The sequence below is a fragment of the Pseudomonas quasicaspiana genome (assembly GCF_021147825.1).
Classification (GTDB): Bacteria; Pseudomonadota; Gammaproteobacteria; order Pseudomonadales; family Pseudomonadaceae; genus Aquipseudomonas; species Aquipseudomonas quasicaspiana.
Window position 1 is genome coordinate 19692 of record NZ_JAGTPI010000034.1, and the last position, 20222, is coordinate 39913.

A 20222-nucleotide genomic window follows, 5' to 3' on the forward strand; every position below is an offset into this window, starting at 1 on the left:
TTCCTCGATCATCAGCTTCAAGCGGCAAGCTTCAAGCTGTAAGAAAAAGCGGGTTTTGCTTTGGCTTCTAACTTGTCGCTTGCAGCTAGAAGCTTGCAGCTGGGCGCTTTAGCGACCCAAATACACTTCGATGACCCTTTCATCCGCCTGCACATCCGCCAGCGAGCCTTCGGCCAATACGCTGCCCTGATGCAGCACGGTCACGTGGTCGGCAATCGAACCCACAAAGCCCATGTCATGTTCCACCACCATCAACGAATGCTTGACCGCCAGGCTCTTGAACAGCTCGGCGGTGAATTCGGTTTCGGCGTCGGTCATGCCTGCGACTGGCTCGTCGAGCAGCAGCAATTGCGGATCCTGGACCAGCAACATGCCGATTTCCAGAAACTGTTTTTGACCGTGTGAAAGCAGACCGGCCGGGCGCTGCATGGACGATGTCAATCGTATGGTTTCCAGTACTTCGTCGATGCGGTCGCGTTGTTCGCCGCTGAGTTTCGCCCTCAGGCTGGCCCACACCGATTTATCAGTCTTCTGCGCCAGTTCGAGGTTTTCGAACACGCTCAAGGCTTCAAACACAGTGGGCTTCTGAAACTTGCGTCCGATGCCCGCCTGAGCAATTTCCACTTCGCTCATCTGCGTCAGGTCCAGGGTTTCACCGAACCAGGCCTTGCCGTGACTTGGGCGAGTCTTGCCGGTTATCACGTCCATCAGCGTGGTCTTGCCCGCGCCATTGGGGCCGATGATGCAGCGCAGTTCGCCGACGCTGATGTACAGATTCAGGTCGTTGAGTGCCTTGAAACCATCGAAACTGACGCTGATGTCTTCCAGCGTAAGGATCGTGCCGTGGCGCGTGTTCAGCCCTTTGCCGACGCTTTGCCCCAGGCCAATCGAATCGCGACTGGTGCCTGCATCAGCATTGGGGTCGAGAATAGGTTCGAGCATGAATGCCGGTGTCGGAGTGGTTTTCATTGTTCGCCCCTCTTCTTGAGCAAACCGATCACGCCTTTAGGCAGATACAGCGTGACGATGATGAACAGCGCGCCGAGGAAGAACAGCCAGTACTCCGGGAAGGCTACGGTGAACCAGCTCTTCATGCCGTTCACGAGGCCGGCACCCAGCAGCGGGCCGATCAGCGTTCCGCGCCCGCCAAGTGCTACCCAGACGGCGGCTTCAATGGAATTGGTCGGTGACATTTCGCTCGGGTTGATGATGCCGACCTGCGGCACATACAGCGCGCCAGCCAAACCACACAGCACTGCGCTCAATACCCAGACAAACAGTTTGAAACCACGCGGGTCGTAGCCGCAGAACATCAGGCGGTTTTCGGCATCGCGCAGGGCGGTCAGCACCCGGCCAAACTTGCTCTGCGCCAGACGCCAACCCACATACAGGCTCGCCACCAGCAGGATCACAGTCGCCAGAAACAGCGTGGCGCGGGTGCCTTGAGAGCTGATGCTGAAACCGAGAATGCTGCGGAAGTTGGTGAAGCCGTTGTTGCCGCCAAAACCGGTTTCATTACGGAAGAACAGCAACATACCGGCGAAGGTCAGGGCCTGCGTCATGATCGAGAAATACACGCCTTTGATCCGCGAACGGAAGGCGAAGAATCCGAACACCAGCGCCAGCAGACCCGGCGCCAACACTACAAGACACATGGCCCACAGGAAGTTATCCGTACCTGCCCAATACCACGGCAGTTCGGTCCATGACAGAAAGGTCATGAATGCGGGCAAGCCATCGCCCGCCGCTTCGCGCATCAGGTACATGCCCATGGCATAGCCGCCGAGTGCGAAGAACAGGCCATGGCCCAAGGAGAGCAAACCGGCGTAACCCCAGACCAGATCCAGTGCCAGCGCGACGATGGCGTAACAGAGAATCTTGCCTACCAGCGTCAGGGTGTAGGCCGACACCTGAAAGCTGTTATCGGCAGGCAGCAAGGACAGCAGTGGCATCGCGAGCAGAATTGCCAGCACGACAACGCCAACCGCCACAGTACCTTTGGGGCCGACTTTTTGTGCGGCAGTGACCATCAATGGTTGGTTCATCAGTCGATCACCCGTCCTTTCAATGCGAAGAGGCCTTGCGGACGTTTCTGGATAAACAGAATGATCAGTGCCAGGATCAGGATCTTGCCTAATACAGCGCCGATTTGCGGTTCGAGAATCTTGTTGGCGATGCCCAGACCGAAGGCCGCCATGACGCTACCGGCCAGTTGCCCGACACCGCCGAGCACCACCACCAGGAACGAGTCAATGATGTAGCTCTGGCCCAGGTCCGGGCCGACGTTGCCGATCTGACTCAGGGCTACGCCGCCCAGCCCGGCAATGCCGGAGCCGAGCCCGAAGGCCATCATGTCGATGCGCCCGGTCGGCACACCGCAGCAGGCGGCCATGTTGCGGTTCTGGGTCACGGCACGCACGTTCAGGCCCAAGCGGGTTTTGTTCAGCAGCAGCCAGGTCAACACCACTACGAATAGCGCAAACGCAATGATCACGATGCGGTTGTAGGGCAGTACGAGGTTGGGCAGTACTTGGAACCCGCCAGAGAGCCATTCAGGGTTGGCCACTTCAACGTTCTGCGCACCGAAGGCCAGACGCACGGCCTGTATCAGCATCAGGCTGATACCCCAGGTGGCAAGCAGGGTTTCCAGTGGTCGGCCATACAGATGGCGGATCACCGTGCGCTCCAGTGCCATGCCGATGGCCGCCGTAACGAAAAATGCCACTGGCAAGGCAATCAGCGGGTAATACTCGATAGCACCCGGCGCATAGCGCTGGAACATCAACTGCACGACATACGTGGAGTACGCCCCAAGCATCAGCATTTCGCCGTGGGCCATGTTGATCACGCCCAGCAAACCGAAGGTGATTGCCAGACCGAGCGCCGCAAGCAGCAGAATCGAGCCCAGCGACATGCCGCTGAAAGCCTGACCGAGTAACTCGCCTACCATCAGTTTGCGTTTGACTTGCGCCAGGCTGGTTTCGGCTGCGATACGCACACTGGCGTCAGTTTCAACGCCCGGTGCCAACAAGGTTTCAAGACGAGTGCGGGCCAGCGGATCACCGGTTTCACCGAGCAGGCGCACGGCCGCCAGGCGGACGGTCGGGCTGGAGTCAACCAGTTGCAGATTGGCCAGTGCCAGTGTGAGTGCGTCGTGGACGTCATCATCTTTCTCATCGGCCAGTCGCACGCTCAGGAATGGCAACTGAGCAGGGCGGGCTGATTTTTGCAATTGCAGCGCCGCTGACAGACGCAGCTTTGCATCCTCAGACAGCAGTTGGTGGCTGGCCAGTGCGGTATCGACCAAACCACGCAAGCGGTTATTCAGGCGCAGTTTGCGCGGCTCATCGGTTGTTGGCGTATCAGCATCGACCGCGACGTATTTGTCGCCGGTTTCGATAAATGCACGTTTGCTGCTGTCAGCAGCGACTCGGCCTTCCTGCAGGGCATTGATCAAATCAATGCGTTCCGGAATGGGCTGGGCGGCCCAGCTCTCGAGGAGTTCGGCCTGTTGTGCGGAACTGGCCGCCACGAAATCACCGGCATCGCTGGCCTGTGCCGCCATGGGCAGCAGCAAGGCGAGGGTGAAGATGAAGCGGTACAGAATGTTGGGCATGGCATTAGCCTGGATGTCGGCGACGGTATTCCAACAGGAAACCGTGTTGAGGCATTTCGCGAATGAATTCGCTCCCACAGGTGGAACGTATTTCAATGTGGGAGCGAATTCATTCGCGAAGGCGTCGTTTCAAACAACAATTTTTGATGGCCCCGGCGCAGAACGCAGGGGCCATCGCTTTACTTAGTTACTCTTCACCGCATGATCCGGCTTCTTGTCGTTACCCGGGATGTACGGGCTCCATGGCTGGGCGCGGATAGGCTCTTTGGTCTGCCAGACGACGTTGAACTGACCGTTGTCCTCGACTTCGCCGATCATCACTGGCTTGTGCAGGTGATGGTTGGTCTTGTCCATGGTCAGGGTGAAGCCCGACGGCGCGGCGAAAGTCTGGCCAGCCATGGCTTCGCGGACTTTATCCACATCGGTGGACTTGGCTTTCTCGACCGCTTGCGCCCACATGTGGATGCCCACGTAAGTGGCTTCCATCGGGTCGTTGGTGACGGCTTTGTCTGCACCCGGCAGGTTTTTCTTCTTGGCGTAGGCTTTCCAGTCAGCAACGAACTTGGTGTTGACCGGGTTCTCGACGGACTGGAAGTAGTTCCAGGCGGCCAGGTGACCCACCAGCGGTTTGGTGTCGATGCCGCGCAGTTCTTCTTCACCCACCGAGAACGCTACAACCGGAACGTCGGTAGCCTTCAGGCCCTGGTTGGCCAGTTCTTTGTAGAACGGCACGTTGGAGTCGCCGTTGACGGTCGAGATAACAGCCGTCTTGCCGCCCGCAGAGAACTTCTTGATGTTGGCAACGATGGTTTGATAGTCAGCGTGGCCGAACGGGGTGTAGACCTCTTCGATGTCCTTGTCCGCTACACCTTTGGAGTGCAGGAACGAGCGTAGAATCTTGTTGGTAGTGCGTGGGTAAACGTAGTCGGTGCCCAGCAGGAAGTAACGCTTGGCTGCGCCACCGTCTTCGCTCATCAGGTACTCGACCGCAGGAATCGCCTGTTGGTTAGGCGCTGCGCCGGTGTAGAACACGTTGGGCGACATTTCTTCGCCTTCGTATTGAACCGGGTAGAACAGCAGGCCGTTGAGTTCTTCGAACACCGGCAGCACGGATTTGCGTGATACCGAGGTCCAGCAGCCGAACACCACGGCAACCTTGTCCTGAGTCAGCAACTGACGACCTTTTTCAGCGAACAACGGCCAGTTGGACGCCGGGTCAACGACTACTGCTTCCAGCATCTTGCCGTTGACGCCGCCCTTGGCGTTGATTTCGTCGATGGTCATCAACGCCATGTCTTTGAGCGATGTTTCGGAGATAGCCATGGTGCCCGACAGCGAATGCAGAATGCCGACCTTGATGGTCTCGGCAGCTTGAACGGTCCATGTAAGGCCCATGGCCGCGATGGACGCGGACAGGGTAAACGCTTTGATCAGACTGCGACGCTTCATTGGGCTAGCTCCGTTATTGGTATTCGATGGGGCACACGAGATAACGCATATCTGATTCCTGTTTAGCAAAGGCTGGGCCAAGGCGCGAAATAGCGCGCCTGAACGGGAAGTTGTCTTGTTGGACAGGAATGTTGCGCACCAGTGTGGAACTTGTCCTGCGCACTGGTGCGTGGCATTGCGCCTTATTGGTGCTTGATCGTCAGAGCATCAGTTCGGTATTGCCGGAATAAAGATCAAACATCTTTTCCGGAGTGGCGGCCGGGCTTTTGAAGTAAACGTAGAAACGCTTGCCGACCAAGCGGCTTGCAACCAGTTGCAACGGAGTTGAGGGTGCAATCGCCACGTGGTCCCCCAAAAAGCTGGTGAACAGGTTTTTCTTCGGCACAGACTCATTGAAAATGACAAATACGGTGCTGTCTTCACTGCCGGCCGCCTCGCGGATGAATCCGTCGCGGCTCCACTGCTCGCTGCTCCAGCGGCTGACAGAAGCAGACTGAATACCGTTATCGACGAACACCTGTCCGATCTCGGTGGTCAGTTTTCGCAGCCCGGCGGCGCTGACCAATGCTGCGCGATAAGCCCGCCCCTGATATTCGTTGAGGCAATAGAACTCGTTCAGAAAACGAAGGGTCCACGGTGTGCGCATTCTGGCGCGCAGCAGGCTGTTGATGGGCTGCGAGCCGCCTTCACAGTAATCCAGTATTTCAGGCAGTTCGCTGGCGTTGGAGGTTTGTGCCAGATGCAGATAGTTACGATTGAATGCCAGTTTGGAGACGGTGCTGACCTCCTCCGCCGAGCTCGGCCAATCCCTTGTTACATCGCCCAGTTCCCTATCCGACTGCCTCAACAGCAGGCTGCTTATCCGGGTGCGCAGGGTTTCTATTTTGCTCCAGACGCCCGGGCTGGATTCCACGGCGTAGGCGCGCTCTGCAATCAGCAAGTCGGGATTAGTGACGTCTACCCGATAGAGCCGACAGTGGCCGAATAGCCAGGGCTGACGTTTGATGAAGTATTGCTGCTCGCCTATCTGGACAGCATGGAACTGGTTAGCATCGTAGGGCACAACGGCGTCAAGGTCTGTGCGTTGCGATGTAGGGCTGGATGATTCCAGATAGCCGATCTGCTCCTCACCTTCAGAGGTGGTGCGCTGTACCAGTGGCGTGGCTGATCGCAGATCCTCCAGCGGGGTGAAAGGCTCGCGATTTATGACCCAGCGACCCAGTGCAGCAGCGCCAAGGTAGCCAACCGCACACAACAACTCGAAGGCAGCACCATGGTAATCACCTTCTCTGAGATGTTGAAAAGCCTCCCAGAGTTTGAACAGGCCTATACCCGCCGCCAAGGCAATGAGTACCGGTGATGGAATGAACAGCATGGCAATATTCAGCGCGATGCTGCCAAACAATGAACCGTGTTTTTTGATCACTTCGGGACGGAAGTGAAGCTCATGCCTGCGGTTATGCTTGAGGTCGTGATGGGTCATGAGGTAGTCCTCGCCCTCCTCAACGTAATCAGGTTCACCAAAAATAAAGCTGGGTAGCCTGGCTGGCGCTTTCAGGTGTTTGTACGTTTCCCGTGCACGAAAGTGCTTGAGCCATTGCTCGTACTCTTCGGCGCTGCATTCAACCGGGCGACTTTCCTCGGGTAACTGGCGTAGCAGGTATCGGGTGAAGTCGGGATGATCCAGAAACTGCTCACGCATGGCCTTCTCGTTGGGGTACCAGCGAAATACCCGACTGTCCGGGGCATTGAGGGTACAGAGCAACATCGGCTGATCGGCTGTTGAATCTTGCGGTGCGATACGCATGACGTCAGGGATCGGGTGTTGCTCAAGGATCATGAAGTCGAGGTTGATCGTTTTGCCATCGACCTGCTGCCGGGTCTCGACGCAGGGGTTATCAATGATGACCTTCATCCATGCCTTGGCCGCGTCGGGTAGCGGGTCAGCCTGAGCCCGTACCTGGTCCATGCGCAATTGGGCGATGGCGAGGCTTCTCACGTTCTCAAGCCAGGCTGTCTGATGACTTCCCTGAGGTTGCGGGCCATCGGGTATGTTTTTGCACAGATGATGCAGCTGGATGATCGATTTACTGTAATCCTGCGCGGCAGCCACCCAGCGTTGCTGGTGCTCGTGGCTGACTGTTGACCACCAGTGCGGCATGCTGCCAGCGATCAGTCGATGGTCGTTGCGATCAAGCATCAGCGCATTGTCCAGATGCGCAGCCTGCGCAAGTCGCTGCGGCAGGGTGCGCGCAAACTGATCTGCGTCCGTCTTCAGCGCTTTTGCCTGGCCTAACAGATAACTGAAATCGGCCTGTTGTCTGGCTAACTGTTGGTCAAACAACACCTGCAGTAGATCGCCATCCATGACCGACAAGCGCCACATTGGGGCTTTGGTCGGGAATGTGAGGAGTTTAGCCCGAGACGCGGCGCTGAGGTTTTGCAGTACAACCTGTTTTTGTATGGCGTCACTAAAGCGCATCTCCAGCGAGTGGATCATCGCTGCGATGTTTGCAAAGCCTTCCAGGCCTTGATGTTCAGTGCGCAGCAACACCTCCCCCAGACTGCTGTCATTCAATGCGGGCGGGACCAGACTATGGGTGTGCGTGAGGACAAACGCCCCGGGAAAAATATGCACTTCGCCCTGGCCATCTGTCAGTGCCAGTTGAAAGGCCCCGTATTTCTGGACGGTGTCGTCATCGGCGGTACGTGGCCTGTTGAGTTGATCTTCAAGCATGGCGTGCTGGCTAATAGTGAGCAGGTTTTGCTCGACTGCCGCTTCGGACTCCAGCCGTAATGCTTTTTTGCGCTCGGTGATGAATCGCTCGCGTCGGCTGATGCCCTTGTCCAGGTAGCTCCAGTAGTCAGCCAATTGCTGGCGATAAGCAGGCTCAAGCGCACTGTTGAAGTTCGTGTACAGATTCAGAATGTGCTCACATTCGAGATGCGCGATTTCGTCGGATTCAGCCACTGTGTCGGCGGCTTTGTAGAAGCCTGCGTGGGCCGACAAATCGAAACTCTTGCGACCCAGAGCATGATCGAGGAGCGTGGCTCGAACCGGTTCCGAATACCGGAACTGACGCAGTGAGCGTTCAATGGTGGGGTGGCCTTGCACGGGTAACTGGGTGAAAGGCGGGATCGTCAGGCTTTTCAGCATGTAGGACGTCAGCCAGGTGTGGTTGATGTCGATGCTGACGCCAGGGTGATCGCGCTTGAGCAGGCGCAGAAACTCCTGTTCTGCGACGGTACGCAAATCGGGTGGGTACGTCGCGTTGCTGGCAGCGGGTGAAGCAGATTGAGTCGTCATGATTCCGTTTCGTTTTGTGAAAGATGCAGCTCACGAAATCGGATTTAGGGGAGGGTGTCTGTCGGCTGGAGGGCTTTTCTTGTTGGGGTTATTCTGCAAGAGCTGTAGGCATCAGGTCTGTGAGCCCTGTAGGACTGGCTTTAGCGGTGAACTTGAGGTTGATGCATATCTTGTGGGAGCGAATTCATTCGCGAAAGGGCCGATAGATTCACAGCATTTTCGTCGTCAGGGATGCGGCCCTCCTGGCTAAAGCCAGTCCTACAAGATCAAAACCCTGTCAATGACTGTGCGCGGATGCCCCAGGCGGCTGCTTCAGCACTTCGACCTCTACCGTGACCGCACCTGACTTCTCGAAATGCAGGGTCAACGGGAAGCTTTTACCCTCCGTAAGCGCAGCCTTGTCCTTCAGGTCCAGCAGCATGACGTGATAACCCATTGGCGCGAATACGGCGTCGCCTCCCGCCGGGACTTCCACGTTTGGCACTTGCTGCATCTTCATCAAACCGTTGGCGTGAACGTGTTCGTGAAGCTGAGCCGTGCCTGCGATGGGCGTGTCTACGCTGAGCAGGCGGTCTGTGCTCTGCCCATTGTTGTGAATGACAAAATAGGCCGCGACGTTGGGCGCATTCGGCGGCAGCTCCATTGACCATGGGCTGGCAATATTCAGCTCGGCGGCGCGATAGTCATTGGCGTTGGCGTAACTCACTGGCAGCAACAACGCTGTCAGCATGAGCAGGTGCTTCAACATTAAAGAGACTCCTGTCGATTGAGCTGCCATTTAGCCTGAACAGCCTAGCGATGTAAAAAGCCCGGAATGTGGCGCGATGCCGCGCTGTCGCAAAGCAACGTAGGACCTGCAGGAGCGCGCTTGGTCTGGGCCGCATCCGGACGATAACGTCAGCACAGCCGATATATTTATTGGCTGACACACCGAATCGCGGGCAAGCGCGCTCCTACAGGTAAAAAATCCTTCAGCAATCAGCATCAGAGCTGATACTGATCCAGCGCCTCAAGCAATGCCGCCGCAGAACCAAACTCCCGATCCACCTGCGGTAACTCCGGACGCTGGAGTATCAACACCGGCACTTTCAGTTCCCGCGCGACTTCCAGCTTGGCCTCGGTCGCATCACCACCGCTGTTCTTGCTGATCAGCACGTCAATGGTGCGCCTCTCAAAGAGCGCGCGCTCGTCCTCAAGCAGAAACGGACCACGCGCACCGATGACTTCGCAGCGCTCGTGCTGCGGCACGTCGCGCAGGGTATTTTCGAGGGCGCGTAACGTCCAGAACTGATGTGTGGGGATTTCATCCAGATGCTGCAAGGGTTCACGACCCAAGGTGAACAATGGACGCTTGAAGGGCTGCAGCGCTTTGATCAGCTCGGCCCAGTCCGCCACTTCGCGCCAATCGTCGCCCGGTCCCGGTTGCCAGGCGGGCCTGCGCAATGCCCAGCACGGCACGTTGGCGAGCCCGGCGGCGCGGGCCGCGTTCTGGCTGATTTGGGCCGCGTAAGGATGGGTCGCGTCGACCAGTAAATCGATGCCTTGCCCGGTAATGAACTGCGCCAGCCCTTCAGCGCCGCCGTAACCACCGACTCGCACTTCGCAGACAAGATCAGTCGGTACCCGGCCTACGCCTGCAAGGCTGTAAATATGCTGCGGCCCCAGCGTGCGGGCGATGGTCAGTGCGTCGGTCACTCCGCCAAGCAATAACACGCGCTTCAAGCACTGACTCCGGCTGTTCCGACGATGCCGCCCTGACGATCAATCGCGAAGACTTCCACTTCAACCTGCGATGGCACAACGCTGCGGGCGAAGTCCAGTGCGTGCTGGCAAACGATGTCACCCAGCGGCACCTCTGCTGCCGAGCACATCGCCAGAGCCTGCTGGCTGGTATTGGCTTCGAGAATGGCCTGCTGCAGTGCTTCATCGGCTCCTCCATCCGCCGCCCAGCGCGCCAGTTGCGGCAGGTCGATGCTGGAATGACGGCTGTGCAGGTCCATATGTTTTGCAGCCAGTTTGCTGATCTTGCCGAACCCGCCGCAGATACTCAGTTTGGCCACTGGCACCTTGCGCAGGTGTTTGAGCACAGCCCCGACGAAGTCGCCCATCTCGATCAAGGCGATGTCCGGCATCTGATAGAAGCGGCGCATGGTGTCTTCGCTGGCGTTGCCCGTACAGGCAGCGATGTGTTGATAACCGTTGGTTTTGGCGACGTCGATGCCCTGGTGGATCGACGCAATATAGGCCGCGCAGGAGAATGGCCGGACAATGCCGCTGGTGCCCAGAATCGACAGCCCGCCGACAATTCCGAGGCGCGGATTCATGGTCTTCAGCGCCAGGGCCTCACCGCCTTCGACATTGACCGTGATTTCAAAACCGCCGGTGTAATTGAGCTCGTTGGCCAGCGCTTGCAGGTGTTCGATGATCATCATCCGTGGCACCGGATTGATCGCCGGCTCGCCCACTTTCAGGACCAGACCCGGTCGCGTGACAGTGCCTACGCCCTGACCTGCAATAAAAATTACCGTCGCAACATCCAGCAGCCGCACCCGGGAAAAAACCAGTGCGCCATGGGTGACGTCGGGGTCGTCCCCGGCATCCTTGATAGTACCGGCTTCTGCACCGTCCCCCGCCAATCGGCAGAACTCCAGGCGCATTTGCACGTGCTTGCCCTTGGGCAGGACGATTTCCACCGCATCGTTGACTTCACCGCCCAACAACAACCGCGCCGCCGCCAGACTGGTGGCGGTTGCGCAACTGCCGGTGGTCAGGCCACTTCGCAAGGGGGCGGGTTGTTCTGCGGTTTCGTTACGCATCAGGGTTTGACCACATCCAGCAGAGTGATAGGCAGAGCCTGACGCCACGTATCGAATTCGCCCAGCGGTTTGGCGTGGGCGATGTGGATGCGGGTCAGTTCACCGCCATGTAGATCACGCCAGGCCATCAACGTTGCTTCGCTTTGCAATGTGACGGCATTGGCTACCAGTCGGCCGCCCGAGCGCAGTTGCTGCCAGCAGGTATCCAGCACACCGGGGCGGGTTACGCCGCCGCCGATAAAAATCGCATCGGGACGTTCCAGCCCGGCCAGCGCCTGAGGCGCACTGCCGCGCACCAGTTGCAGGCCCGGCACGCCCAGCGCATCGCGATTGAATTCGATCAGTTGCTGGCGGCCTTCATCGGCTTCAATGGCCAGGGTTCGGCAGGTGGGATGGGCGCGCATCCATTCGATGCCAATCGACCCGCAACCCGCGCCGACGTCCCACAATAACTCGCCCGGTACCGGGGCCAGGCGCGCCAGGGTGATCGCCCGCACATCGCGTTTAGTCAGTTGGCCGTCATGCTCGAAGGCTTCATCGGGCAAACCGGCCAACGGCGAAAGACGCAACGCGCTGGCATCGGCACGGCAATCGATCGCCACTACATTCAAGGCGGCGATTTCGGGGTTGGCCCATTCACTGGCCAACCCGTCCACGCGACGCTCGGCCGGACCGCCCAGATGCTCAAGCACGGTCATGTGGCTTGGGCCGAAACCACGTTCACGCAGCAAACCGGCAATCGCCGCCGGGCTCGTGCCGTCATTACTCAGAATCAGCAGGCGCACACCGTGATGGAACCGGGCATTCAACGCGGCCAGCGGTCGGGCCACCACGGACAGCGTGACCACGTCCTGCAACGGCCAGCCCAAACGGGCCGCCGCCAGGGAATAGGAGGAGGGTGCCGGCAGGATCAGCATTTCTTCGACAGGCACAACGCGCGTCAGGCTGGCGCCTACCCCAAACAGCATCGGATCGCCGCTGGCCAGCACGCACACCTCAGCGCCGCGTTGTTCGAGCACAGGGTTCAGAGAGAAAGGGCTGGGCCAGGCGCGGCGTTCAGCCTTGATGCAAGGCGGCAGCAACTCCAGCTGACGCGGCCCGCCGAACACCTGATCGGCGTGCAATAGAGCGTGCCGGGCGTTCTTGCCAAGGCCTTTGTAGCCGTCTTCACCAATTCCCACGACCGTCAGCCAGGGCGACATTTGCGTACCTCAATCCGATCTTCCGACAGAGCGGCTTTTCATGCCTGCGGACAAAGCAGGCATAATACCGCGCCTGATAGACACAAGTGCCTATTCAAACCAATTGATGGTGATCCATTGACCGAGCCGAAGTTCGCTCGCACGCCTCTAACGTCCTTACGCCCCTCGGCTTGTCCGGGGTTGCTGCGTATCGTCCCGGCACTGGATGGCGGCATCTGCCGGATCAAGCTGGCAGGCGGCTCGCTCAACGCGGCGCAGGCTAACGCCGTTGCACAGGCGGCGCACGCCTACGCCCATGGGGTGATCGAAGCCACTAATCGCGCCAACCTGCAGATTCGCGGCATTGGTGAGCAACAGGCGCAACTGATCGACACGCTGCTCGGGGCCGGGCTCGGCCCGAACAACCCCGACAGCGATGACGTGCGCAACCTGATGCTCAGCCCCGTGGCGGGCCTGGACCCACAGATGCTGCTGGACGTGCGACCTTTGGCCGCGCAGATTCTGGCTGCGCTGGAAAGCAATCCGCGCTTTCATGACCTGTCGCCCAAGTTCGCCCTGTCTCTGGACGGCGGCGAAGGCATGGTGATGCTCGAACATCCCCATGATCTGTGGCTGTCGGCGCTCAACGTGGACGGCGATATCATGCTGGGCTTCGGTCTTGCGGGTTGTCCTGCTCAAAGTTCGCCCTTGGCAGCGGTTCCGGTGGCTAGCGGGCTGGAGCTGGTATTGGCGGTTCTGGAGCTGTTTCTGGATCTGGCGCGTCCCGAGCAGGTGCGCATGCGACATCTGTTAGAGGAAGTTTCGGCGCAGCAATTGCTTGAACAATTACAGCTGCGTCTGAGTGTTGAACTGCGAGCTGATCAAAAAGTGACCACCTGGCGTCGTCCTGCAATCAGCCCGAACCAGCACTTGGGAATTTATCCACAGCGGCAAACCGGCCTGGTAGCAGTAGGCGGTGCTGTGCCATTAGGGCGCATTGATCCGGCGATGCTGAACACTGTTGCGCAACTGGCGACCGGGTTCGGCGATGGCAGCTTGCGCCTGACCCCTTGGCAAAGCGTGCTGTTGCCGAATATCCCGAGCGGGCAGGGTGCACAGGTGCTGTCGGCGTTGCAGGACGCCGGGCTGTTGTGCTCCGCCGATCAGCCGTTGGCACAGATCATCGCCTGCACCGGTTCGACCGATTGCGCCAAGGGACTGGCCGACACCAAGGCCGATGCAAAGCTGCTGGCCGGGCAATTGCAACGCAGCGGAGTCAGCCGACCAGTACATCTTTCAGCCTGCAAGCGTTCGTGTGCAGCGGCGCATCTGGCCTCGGTAACGTTACTGGCGGTTTCTCCCGGCCACTATGACCTTTATTTTCGCGATGCAGCGCAGTCCGGTTTCGGTGCCCTGCAAGCGCGTGACCTCACTATTGAAGCAGCCGGCGCATTGTTGATCGCCGACTCACGGAGCAGTACCCATGATTGATTACATCCGCGATGGTCAGGAGATTTATCGCAACTCCTTCGCGATCATTCGTGCGGAAGCGCGCCTGGATACGATCCCTGCCGACCTGGAAAAACTCGCCGTGCGCGTGATCCATGCCTGCGGCATGGTTGAGGTCATCGAAGACCTGCGTTTCTCGGAAGGTGCTGGCAAGGCCGGGCGCGACGCGCTGGCCGCTGGTGCGCCGATCCTGTGCGATGCGCGCATGGTGTCCGAGGGCATCACGCGTACTCGCCTGCCTGCCAACAATCAGATCATTTGCACATTGCACGATGAGGGTGTGCGGGAGTTGGCTCTGGAGCTGGGTAACACTCGTTCCGCCGTAGCGCTGGAGCACTGGCGTGAACATCTTGAGGGCAGCGTCGTGGTGATCGGCAATGCGCCGACCGCCTTGTTCTATCTGCTGGAAATGCTTGATGCGGGCGCGCCTAAACCGGCCCTGATTCTCGGCTTCCCGGTCGGTTTCGTCGGGGCGGCCGAATCCAAGGCCATGCTTGCCGCCGACAGTCGTGGCGTACCGTTCGTGATCATGCAGGGGCGTCGTGGCGGCAGTGCCATGGCCGTGGCTGCCCTCAACGCACTGGCCACGGAGATCGAATGATGCAGGCACGCGGTCGATTGATTGGCCTGGGCGTCGGCCCTGGCGACCCCGAGCTGATTACCGTCAAAGCCCTGCGCTTGCTGCGTGAGTCGCCAGTGGTCGCGTACTTCGTGGCCAAGGGCAAGAAGGGCAATGCGTTCGGCATCATCGAAGGTCATTTGCAGGACGCCCAGACCTTGATGCCGCTGGTCTACCCGGTGACAACCGAAGCGCTGCCTGCACCGATGTCTTACGAAAAAGTCATCAGTGATTTCTACGATGAGGCCAGTTTCGATGTGGCGGCCCATCTGGACGCTGGTCGTGACGTGGCGGTGATCTGCGAAGGCGATCCGTTCTTTTACGGTTCCTACATGTACCTGCATGACCGCCTTGCCGATAAATACGAAGCTCAGGTCATACCGGGGGTCTGTTCGATGCTGGGGGGCGCATCGGTGTTGGGCGCGCCGCTGGTGTATCGCAATCAGAGTCTGTCGGTCTTGTCCGGCGTGCTGCCCCATGAAGAACTCAAGCGCAAACTGGCCGATGCCGACGCAGCGGTGATCATGAAGCTGGGTCGCAACTTTCCAAAAGTCCGCCAGGTGCTGGAAGAATTGGGCCTTGCAGAGCGGGCGCTGTACGTTGAGCGGGCGACCATGGCCAATCAGAAAATCGTACCGCTGGATGAAGTGGTGCCGATGTCTTCGCCGTACTTCTCGCTGATCATTGTTCCTGGCGAAAGGTGGCGGGGCTGATGGCGCACAACATTCCAGCCATTGTGATTCTGGGCAATGGCAGCCTGGCGACTGCCCGACGCATTCAGCAGCTCTATCCGGACTCGCTGATTTACGGCTTGATTGATCGAGTACAGGACGCGGACCGGACCTACAGCGAGTTTGGTGCAACCTTGCGTCAGTTCTATCAACAGAACACGCCGATCATTGCCCTGTGTGCGGCGGGTATCGTGATTCGCACCCTTGCACCTTTGCTGCTGGAAAAAGGCGCTGAACCCGCCGTGCTTGCCATCGCTGAAGACGCTAGCGCCGTAGTACCGCTGCTGGGCGGCCTCGGCGGGGTCAATGTCATGGCCCGGGAAATCGCTGCCGGTCTGGGTATCGCGCCTGCGATCACCACCAGTGGCGAATTGCGTTTCGGCACGTGTCTGCTCAATCCTCCGAGTGGCTATGCGCTGGGTGATCTGGAACTGGGCAAGCGTTTTGTCTCTGATTTGCTATCCGGAGAAAGCGTACGCATTGAAGGTTCTGCGCCCTGGCTGGCCGATGCAAAACTGCCGGAGGACGAGCAGGCGCAATTGGCAATTCACGTCAGCTGCACCGAGCGTGAGCCGTCGGCCCATGAACTGCTGATCTACCCGCGCAGCGTAGCGGTGGCTGTAACGGTAACCAGCACTGAGCTGGCTGTTGGCATCCGCGCTGCGCTGCACGATGCGGGTATCGCTATTCAGTCACTGGCCTGTCTGTTGGCGGCTGATTCGCAGATGGCCGATCCGTTGCTGCATCAGGCGGCCCGCGAACTCGACGTGCCACTGCGTTTTGTTACTGCGGCTTCAGCGGTTGATATGGCTGCGCAAGCCGTGCCGCAACTGCTGCCGCCGATCAGCGTCAACGAGGGGTTGGCAATTACTGTAGCCCCTCAACCGCTGGATGTTGAAAAGATTGGCAAGGGGCGCGGCAGGCTTGCCGTTATCGGCCTTGGGCCGGGTGCCGCAGAGCTGATGGTGCCCGCCGTCAAGGCCGAACTGGCCCGGGCCAATGACATTCTGGGTTACGAAACCTATGTGCGCATGGCCGGGCCGTTTCGGGCTGATCAGGTCATGCACTGCACCGATAACCGTGAAGAAATGCAGCGCGCCCGACATGCCTTTGAACTGGCAGCTTCCGGGCGCTCAGTCGTGGTCGTGTCGTCCGGCGACCCCGGTGTGTTTGCCATGGCCGCAGCGGTGCTGGAAGCGCTGCACGAATCGACCGATGCCGATTGGCACAACGTCGAGCTGGAAATCCTGCCCGGAGTCTCCGCGTCGCTGGCAACCGCCGCTCAGGCAGGGGCGCCGTTGGGCCATGACTTCTGCGTGATGTCGCTCTCGGACAATCTCAAACCGTGGGACATCATCGAAAAGCGTCTGGATCTGGCCTCTCAGGCTGATCTGGCGCTGGCCTTCTACAACCCGATTTCCCGCTCCCGTCCCTGGCAGCTGGGGCGCGCGCTGGAAATCGTCCGCCAGCATCGCACGCCTGAAACGCCTGTCACGCTGGGGCGAGATATAGGCCGACCGGGGCAAACCTTGCGGATTCTTACGCTGGGCGAGCTGACACCTGATCAGGTGGACATGCGCACCATGGTGCTGATTGGCTCTTCGACGACCTGCACATTTGCTCGGGCAGATGGCAGTCAATGGGTTTACACGCCCCGTTGGTATGGCGAAAAGCCGACTGGCTAGCGCAGGCATTCGAGTGGGCAGCATCCCGGTTTGTATGCTTCCAGCACACAGGATCGGGAGCTGCCGACAGCAGCTTCCTGCTCGTCAGATCACCTCCTGAAGCAGCAGGCGCTATCTTTCAGTGCCCGGACTACTACTTCCCATATTTTTTATGTATTCATTTCGTGTAGGAATATACGACTTCTGACCGGCTTTCTATAACTTGTCCTGTCCGAAAGTTATTTTGTGGAAGTAAGGATCTAGTCTCCAAGCCCTGTTTGCTGCAAGTTGCCAATGTAATAAATTATGTGTCATGGATGATCGACAGTTGCTATCGGTAAATGACTTGCCTAGGCTGAGCGTGTGGTCTTGATGTTGCGGATGTTATGAGTTTGACCATTTGATTTGTTACCGCTTCTGAAAGGACATCCCATTATATTTATTGGCTTTATGTCGATGAGGTGAAATTTGACCTTGTCAGTCCGCATGGCCTGAATACGAACTCGTGGACGAGTCGTTAACTAAAAGGAATTTTTTATGAATGATGCATTGGACTTTCGTAAAAGTCCGGCTGAACGGATCAGTTTTGTACAAGGGCTGGACTTCGATACTGCTTCACCGGTCGCCATGAACCGTACACGAATGACGCGGACGCTGGACCTTGATCCAAAGAACGATGAAGCGGCCGTGGTTGCCAACACTATTCTGGGGTTCGTCGCGGGGATGTCGCGAGAAAACAAGGATGCCGTGAAAAAGACGGTATTGCTGGCGGTGCTCGTTGCCGACAACGCATTTGGTCTGGAGCGCGGGGGCGAAAACTGGTTCAACAAATTTTACAGCGTCATGAATGGGGTGGGCTGGGTTCCGGAACACTGGGATTACGCTCAATACCGGACGACCGATCAGCGCTTCACCATGGAGCAGGTCGGGCTCAAAATTCTCGGTTCGGCTATTGCCACCATGGCAGGCTCAGGTCCAGCCGCAATGATATTGGCCAAAGTTGCAAAGGACGCTATCGAGGCGCTTCAAGTCAGCAACGAGCCAGTGGAACTGTTCAAAAGGCATACCCGCGACTACGACAAAGGAAATTTCTGTATTGGCTCGTGTATTGAATCTCAAGGGGAAGTTTATTTTGCATTAGGTGCGCTGCGTTGCAACGTGCGGATCAATACGGTCGACGTATTGTTCACGGAGTGGCATAACTCCACGATCAATATTTCTCGCGGGGAGGCTGCCTGGATTCTCGATCAGGAAGAGTACAGCTTCCACCGTGGGGCTATTGTCAGCAAGTTGCGTGACAAAGCAACGCGCGATATTGCCAGCTATCCGATCTGAAGTTATCAAGGGGGGTGTGAGCCCCCCGTCTATTTTATATTCGGGAGGAATGCCATGTGTGATATCACACTGGATGCTTATGTTAATGCCCGGGATTTTATAATGTTCGACCGGCGGGTTGAATCCACCGTGAAGTCGGATATTCTTGCGTCGACACTTTATACGCAACTTGCAGCCGATAACAAAGTACCGAGCGTTTCCGATTATTCCAGGTGGCGGCAAACTTATCTGGACGCAATGACTACCTTTGGCTGGCGGTTATCCACCAGCAAGGCATATAGCCATGCGCCGGATACTTCAGTCGGGTTTAACGTGTGGACGCTGATCACCGATATTTTTGCGCGGTCATGCGTGACAAGGTTACCTGATGCCGCGTCTGGTCTGGCTGCTCTGGCCAGCCCGTTGCTGGCACAGATGAGGCAAAGAGAGGGGACCGCTCGCATCGCTCATACAACACCGATCGGGTTGTCCAGCCAGCAGGTTCAGGTCAGCTTTGTGTCTGCAGAGCACATCCTGTACTCGGTATTGGTTTCGATTAATACAACGCAACCTCTTGATGATGATCCGCTGCTGAAGTCGCTCGATCCAGCGCTCATTGTCGGTGCCATTGACGTCATGTTCTTTTCCGCAGAACTGCTGGATATCCACTACGAGATGTACCGGGATGCTTTCGAATCGGCCTTGGCTGAGAGAAAGAAGGCGCTGACTGTAAGAGTAGGGGTGGGCGATGAGTGAGATGACATCGAGTGTCGTAGTCGCTGGCAGTAACCTTATTTCCTTCATGGCAGGGCTCACGCGTGAAGAAAAGAAAGATGTCTCGGATTTGCTGAGGTACGCCGACTACTTTGCCAGCCAAACCTACGACCGCAGTGAGTTATGGACCAGCTGGATGGGGTACTACCGTAACCGACTGGAGAAATTCAGCACGGTAAAGGCTCGCATTGTAAAAGAGCCCATGGTGATAACCGACGCTGAAGAGCTGGAGCAGATCACCGCCAGCGTCGTAGGGACGACTGGCTCGACCAGCCTCGCCAGGCTGATGCAACACAGCCTCAGGACGGTCAGAATCGACAAGGACGCTCAATTGTTTTTCCAGCATGGCCGGGGCAGTGGTCGTCTGCGTACGTTCCAGGTGGTTGGCTGCGAGAAGACGCCTGCCGGTCAGATCTTGATCGTGCTGTGCGCCTTACACGCCAATGCTTACACCGAGGTGGATATTCTGGGCCTTTCCGAGCGGATCCAGCGCGACATTGTGCTGCGTATCAGCGGCGGAGTGTATGAGTTGGATCGTGAGCAATATGCGATGCAGCGGGAAAGCATCACGTCGAAACTGAGGTACGTCACCCGCCTTGCAATTCAGGACATATGATCAAGGCACGAGATAGCCGCGAACGCCGGTAAAGATAATCTGCGCGGCCAGCGCACATACAAACAAACCCATCAACCGGCTGACGATCTGCAAGCCTTGTTCGCCCAGAATGCGTTCAATGTTGTTGGCCAGGTACAGCACCACGCCAACAGTGAGACTGGCCAGGGCAATACTGACAATGGCTGTCAGCTTGTCATCCCAGTGAGGCTGGCTCACGCCCATCACCAACAGCGCACCAATAGTACCGGGGCCGACAGTGAGCGGAATTGTCAGCGGGACGATGGTCACGTCCTGCTGAACATTGTCGGTCTGTACCGCCGATTTGCCTTGCGCCATGCCCAGCGCCGAAATGAACAACACGCTGCCCGCGCCAATCCGGAAGGCATCAACGGTGATGCCGAATACACTGAATATCACTCGTCCGAACAAATACAGCAGCACGCTGGAAATCAGGGTTGCCAGCGCCACCTTCCACGCCAGACGTCGTTGCTCTTTGCGGGAGTGGCCACGCGTCAGGCTGATGAAGCAGGACAGGACGAAGAACGGGCTGTAAAGCACCAGCATCTTCAGATAAACGCTGAACAACACATGGAGCATGGCTTGGGCTCGGCAGCAGATAAGACGGG

General features: G+C 58.0%; 17 protein-coding genes. 7 read left to right on the forward strand and 10 right to left on the reverse strand.

The features are described from left to right. Positions 1 to 108: 108 nt before the first annotated feature. The 9 genes from urtD to cbiE all read right to left on the reverse strand — a co-directional run bounded on the left by urtD (position 109) and on the right by cbiE (position 12390). Positions 109 to 969 carry an urea ABC transporter ATP-binding protein UrtD gene (gene urtD, locus KDX30_RS18690; protein WP_231677167.1) on the reverse strand — a complete coding sequence of 287 codons (861 nt, stop codon included), beginning with the start codon at positions 967 to 969 and terminating at the stop codon, positions 109 to 111. Next, the gene (urtC, locus tag KDX30_RS18695; RefSeq protein ID WP_099267813.1) at positions 966 to 2045 is read right to left on the reverse strand and encodes an urea ABC transporter permease subunit UrtC; all 1080 of its coding nucleotides are present in this window, start codon (positions 2043 to 2045) and stop codon (positions 966 to 968) included. The genes urtD and urtC overlap by 4 nt, the downstream gene beginning before the upstream one ends. Continuing rightward, positions 2045 to 3616 (reverse strand): urea ABC transporter permease subunit UrtB, encoded by a 1572-nt coding sequence (gene urtB, locus KDX30_RS18700; protein WP_231677168.1) that lies wholly within the window; start codon positions 3614 to 3616, stop codon positions 2045 to 2047. The genes urtC and urtB overlap by 1 nt, the downstream gene beginning before the upstream one ends. 183 nt (positions 3617 to 3799) lie before the next feature. Next, a complete protein-coding gene (gene urtA / locus KDX30_RS18705) occupies positions 3800 to 5065 on the reverse strand; it encodes an urea ABC transporter substrate-binding protein (RefSeq protein WP_027901346.1) in 1266 nt (421 codons plus the stop codon). A gap of 199 nt (positions 5066 to 5264) precedes the next feature. Continuing rightward, positions 5265 to 8372 (reverse strand): hypothetical protein, encoded by a 3108-nt coding sequence (locus KDX30_RS18710; RefSeq protein WP_231677169.1) that lies wholly within the window; start codon positions 8370 to 8372, stop codon positions 5265 to 5267. 277 nt (positions 8373 to 8649) lie between these two features. After that, positions 8650 to 9120, reverse strand: coding sequence for a copper chaperone PCu(A)C (locus KDX30_RS18715; RefSeq protein ID WP_231677170.1), 471 nt, complete (start codon positions 9118 to 9120; stop codon positions 8650 to 8652). A 236-nt stretch (positions 9121 to 9356) separates the two neighbouring features. Continuing rightward, positions 9357 to 10094: a cobalt-precorrin-6A reductase gene (locus KDX30_RS18720; RefSeq protein WP_231677171.1), complete on the reverse strand. Its 738-nt coding sequence runs from the start codon at positions 10092 to 10094 to the stop codon at positions 9357 to 9359. After that, a complete protein-coding gene (locus KDX30_RS18725) occupies positions 10091 to 11188 on the reverse strand; it encodes a cobalt-precorrin-5B (C(1))-methyltransferase (RefSeq protein WP_231667698.1) in 1098 nt (365 codons plus the stop codon). The genes KDX30_RS18720 and KDX30_RS18725 overlap by 4 nt, the downstream gene beginning before the upstream one ends. Beyond that, positions 11188 to 12390, reverse strand: a complete 1203-nt coding sequence (gene cbiE, locus KDX30_RS18730; protein ID WP_231677172.1) for a precorrin-6y C5,15-methyltransferase (decarboxylating) subunit CbiE — start codon at positions 12388 to 12390, stop codon at positions 11188 to 11190. Before cbiE ends, KDX30_RS18725 begins: the two co-directional genes overlap by 1 nt. Before the next feature lie 117 nt (positions 12391 to 12507). Here cbiE and cobG point away from each other — a divergent pair, with 117 nt between their 5' ends. The 7 genes from cobG to KDX30_RS18765 all read left to right on the forward strand — a co-directional run bounded on the left by cobG (position 12508) and on the right by KDX30_RS18765 (position 19596). Beyond that, positions 12508 to 13860: a precorrin-3B synthase gene (gene cobG / locus KDX30_RS18735; protein ID WP_319946091.1), complete on the forward strand. Its 1353-nt coding sequence runs from the start codon at positions 12508 to 12510 to the stop codon at positions 13858 to 13860. Beyond that, complete coding sequence (locus KDX30_RS18740) at positions 13853 to 14479, forward strand: precorrin-8X methylmutase (protein ID WP_027901353.1); 627 nt, start codon at positions 13853 to 13855, stop codon at positions 14477 to 14479. The genes cobG and KDX30_RS18740 overlap by 8 nt, the downstream gene beginning before the upstream one ends. Next, a complete protein-coding gene (locus tag KDX30_RS18745; RefSeq protein WP_406643954.1) occupies positions 14476 to 15210 on the forward strand; it encodes a precorrin-2 C(20)-methyltransferase in 735 nt (244 codons plus the stop codon). Before KDX30_RS18740 ends, KDX30_RS18745 begins: the two co-directional genes overlap by 4 nt. Further along, entirely contained in the window at positions 15210 to 16913 is a 1704-nt protein-coding gene (cobJ, locus tag KDX30_RS18750) for a precorrin-3B C(17)-methyltransferase (RefSeq protein WP_231677173.1), read from the forward strand. Before KDX30_RS18745 ends, cobJ begins: the two co-directional genes overlap by 1 nt. Positions 16914 to 17429: 516 nt before the next feature. Next, positions 17430 to 18227 carry a hypothetical protein gene (locus KDX30_RS18755; protein ID WP_231677174.1) on the forward strand — a complete coding sequence of 266 codons (798 nt, stop codon included), beginning with the start codon at positions 17430 to 17432 and terminating at the stop codon, positions 18225 to 18227. Between the two features lie 54 nt (positions 18228 to 18281). After that, the gene (locus tag KDX30_RS18760) at positions 18282 to 18962 is read left to right on the forward strand and encodes a hypothetical protein (RefSeq protein ID WP_231677175.1); all 681 of its coding nucleotides are present in this window, start codon (positions 18282 to 18284) and stop codon (positions 18960 to 18962) included. Then, complete coding sequence (locus KDX30_RS18765) at positions 18955 to 19596, forward strand: hypothetical protein (RefSeq protein WP_231677176.1); 642 nt, start codon at positions 18955 to 18957, stop codon at positions 19594 to 19596. Before KDX30_RS18760 ends, KDX30_RS18765 begins: the two co-directional genes overlap by 8 nt. Here KDX30_RS18765 and KDX30_RS18770 read toward each other — a convergent pair whose 3' ends face one another. After that, complete coding sequence (locus tag KDX30_RS18770) at positions 19597 to 20193, reverse strand: MarC family protein (RefSeq protein WP_027901358.1); 597 nt, start codon at positions 20191 to 20193, stop codon at positions 19597 to 19599. Positions 20194 to 20222 lie beyond the last annotated feature (29 nt).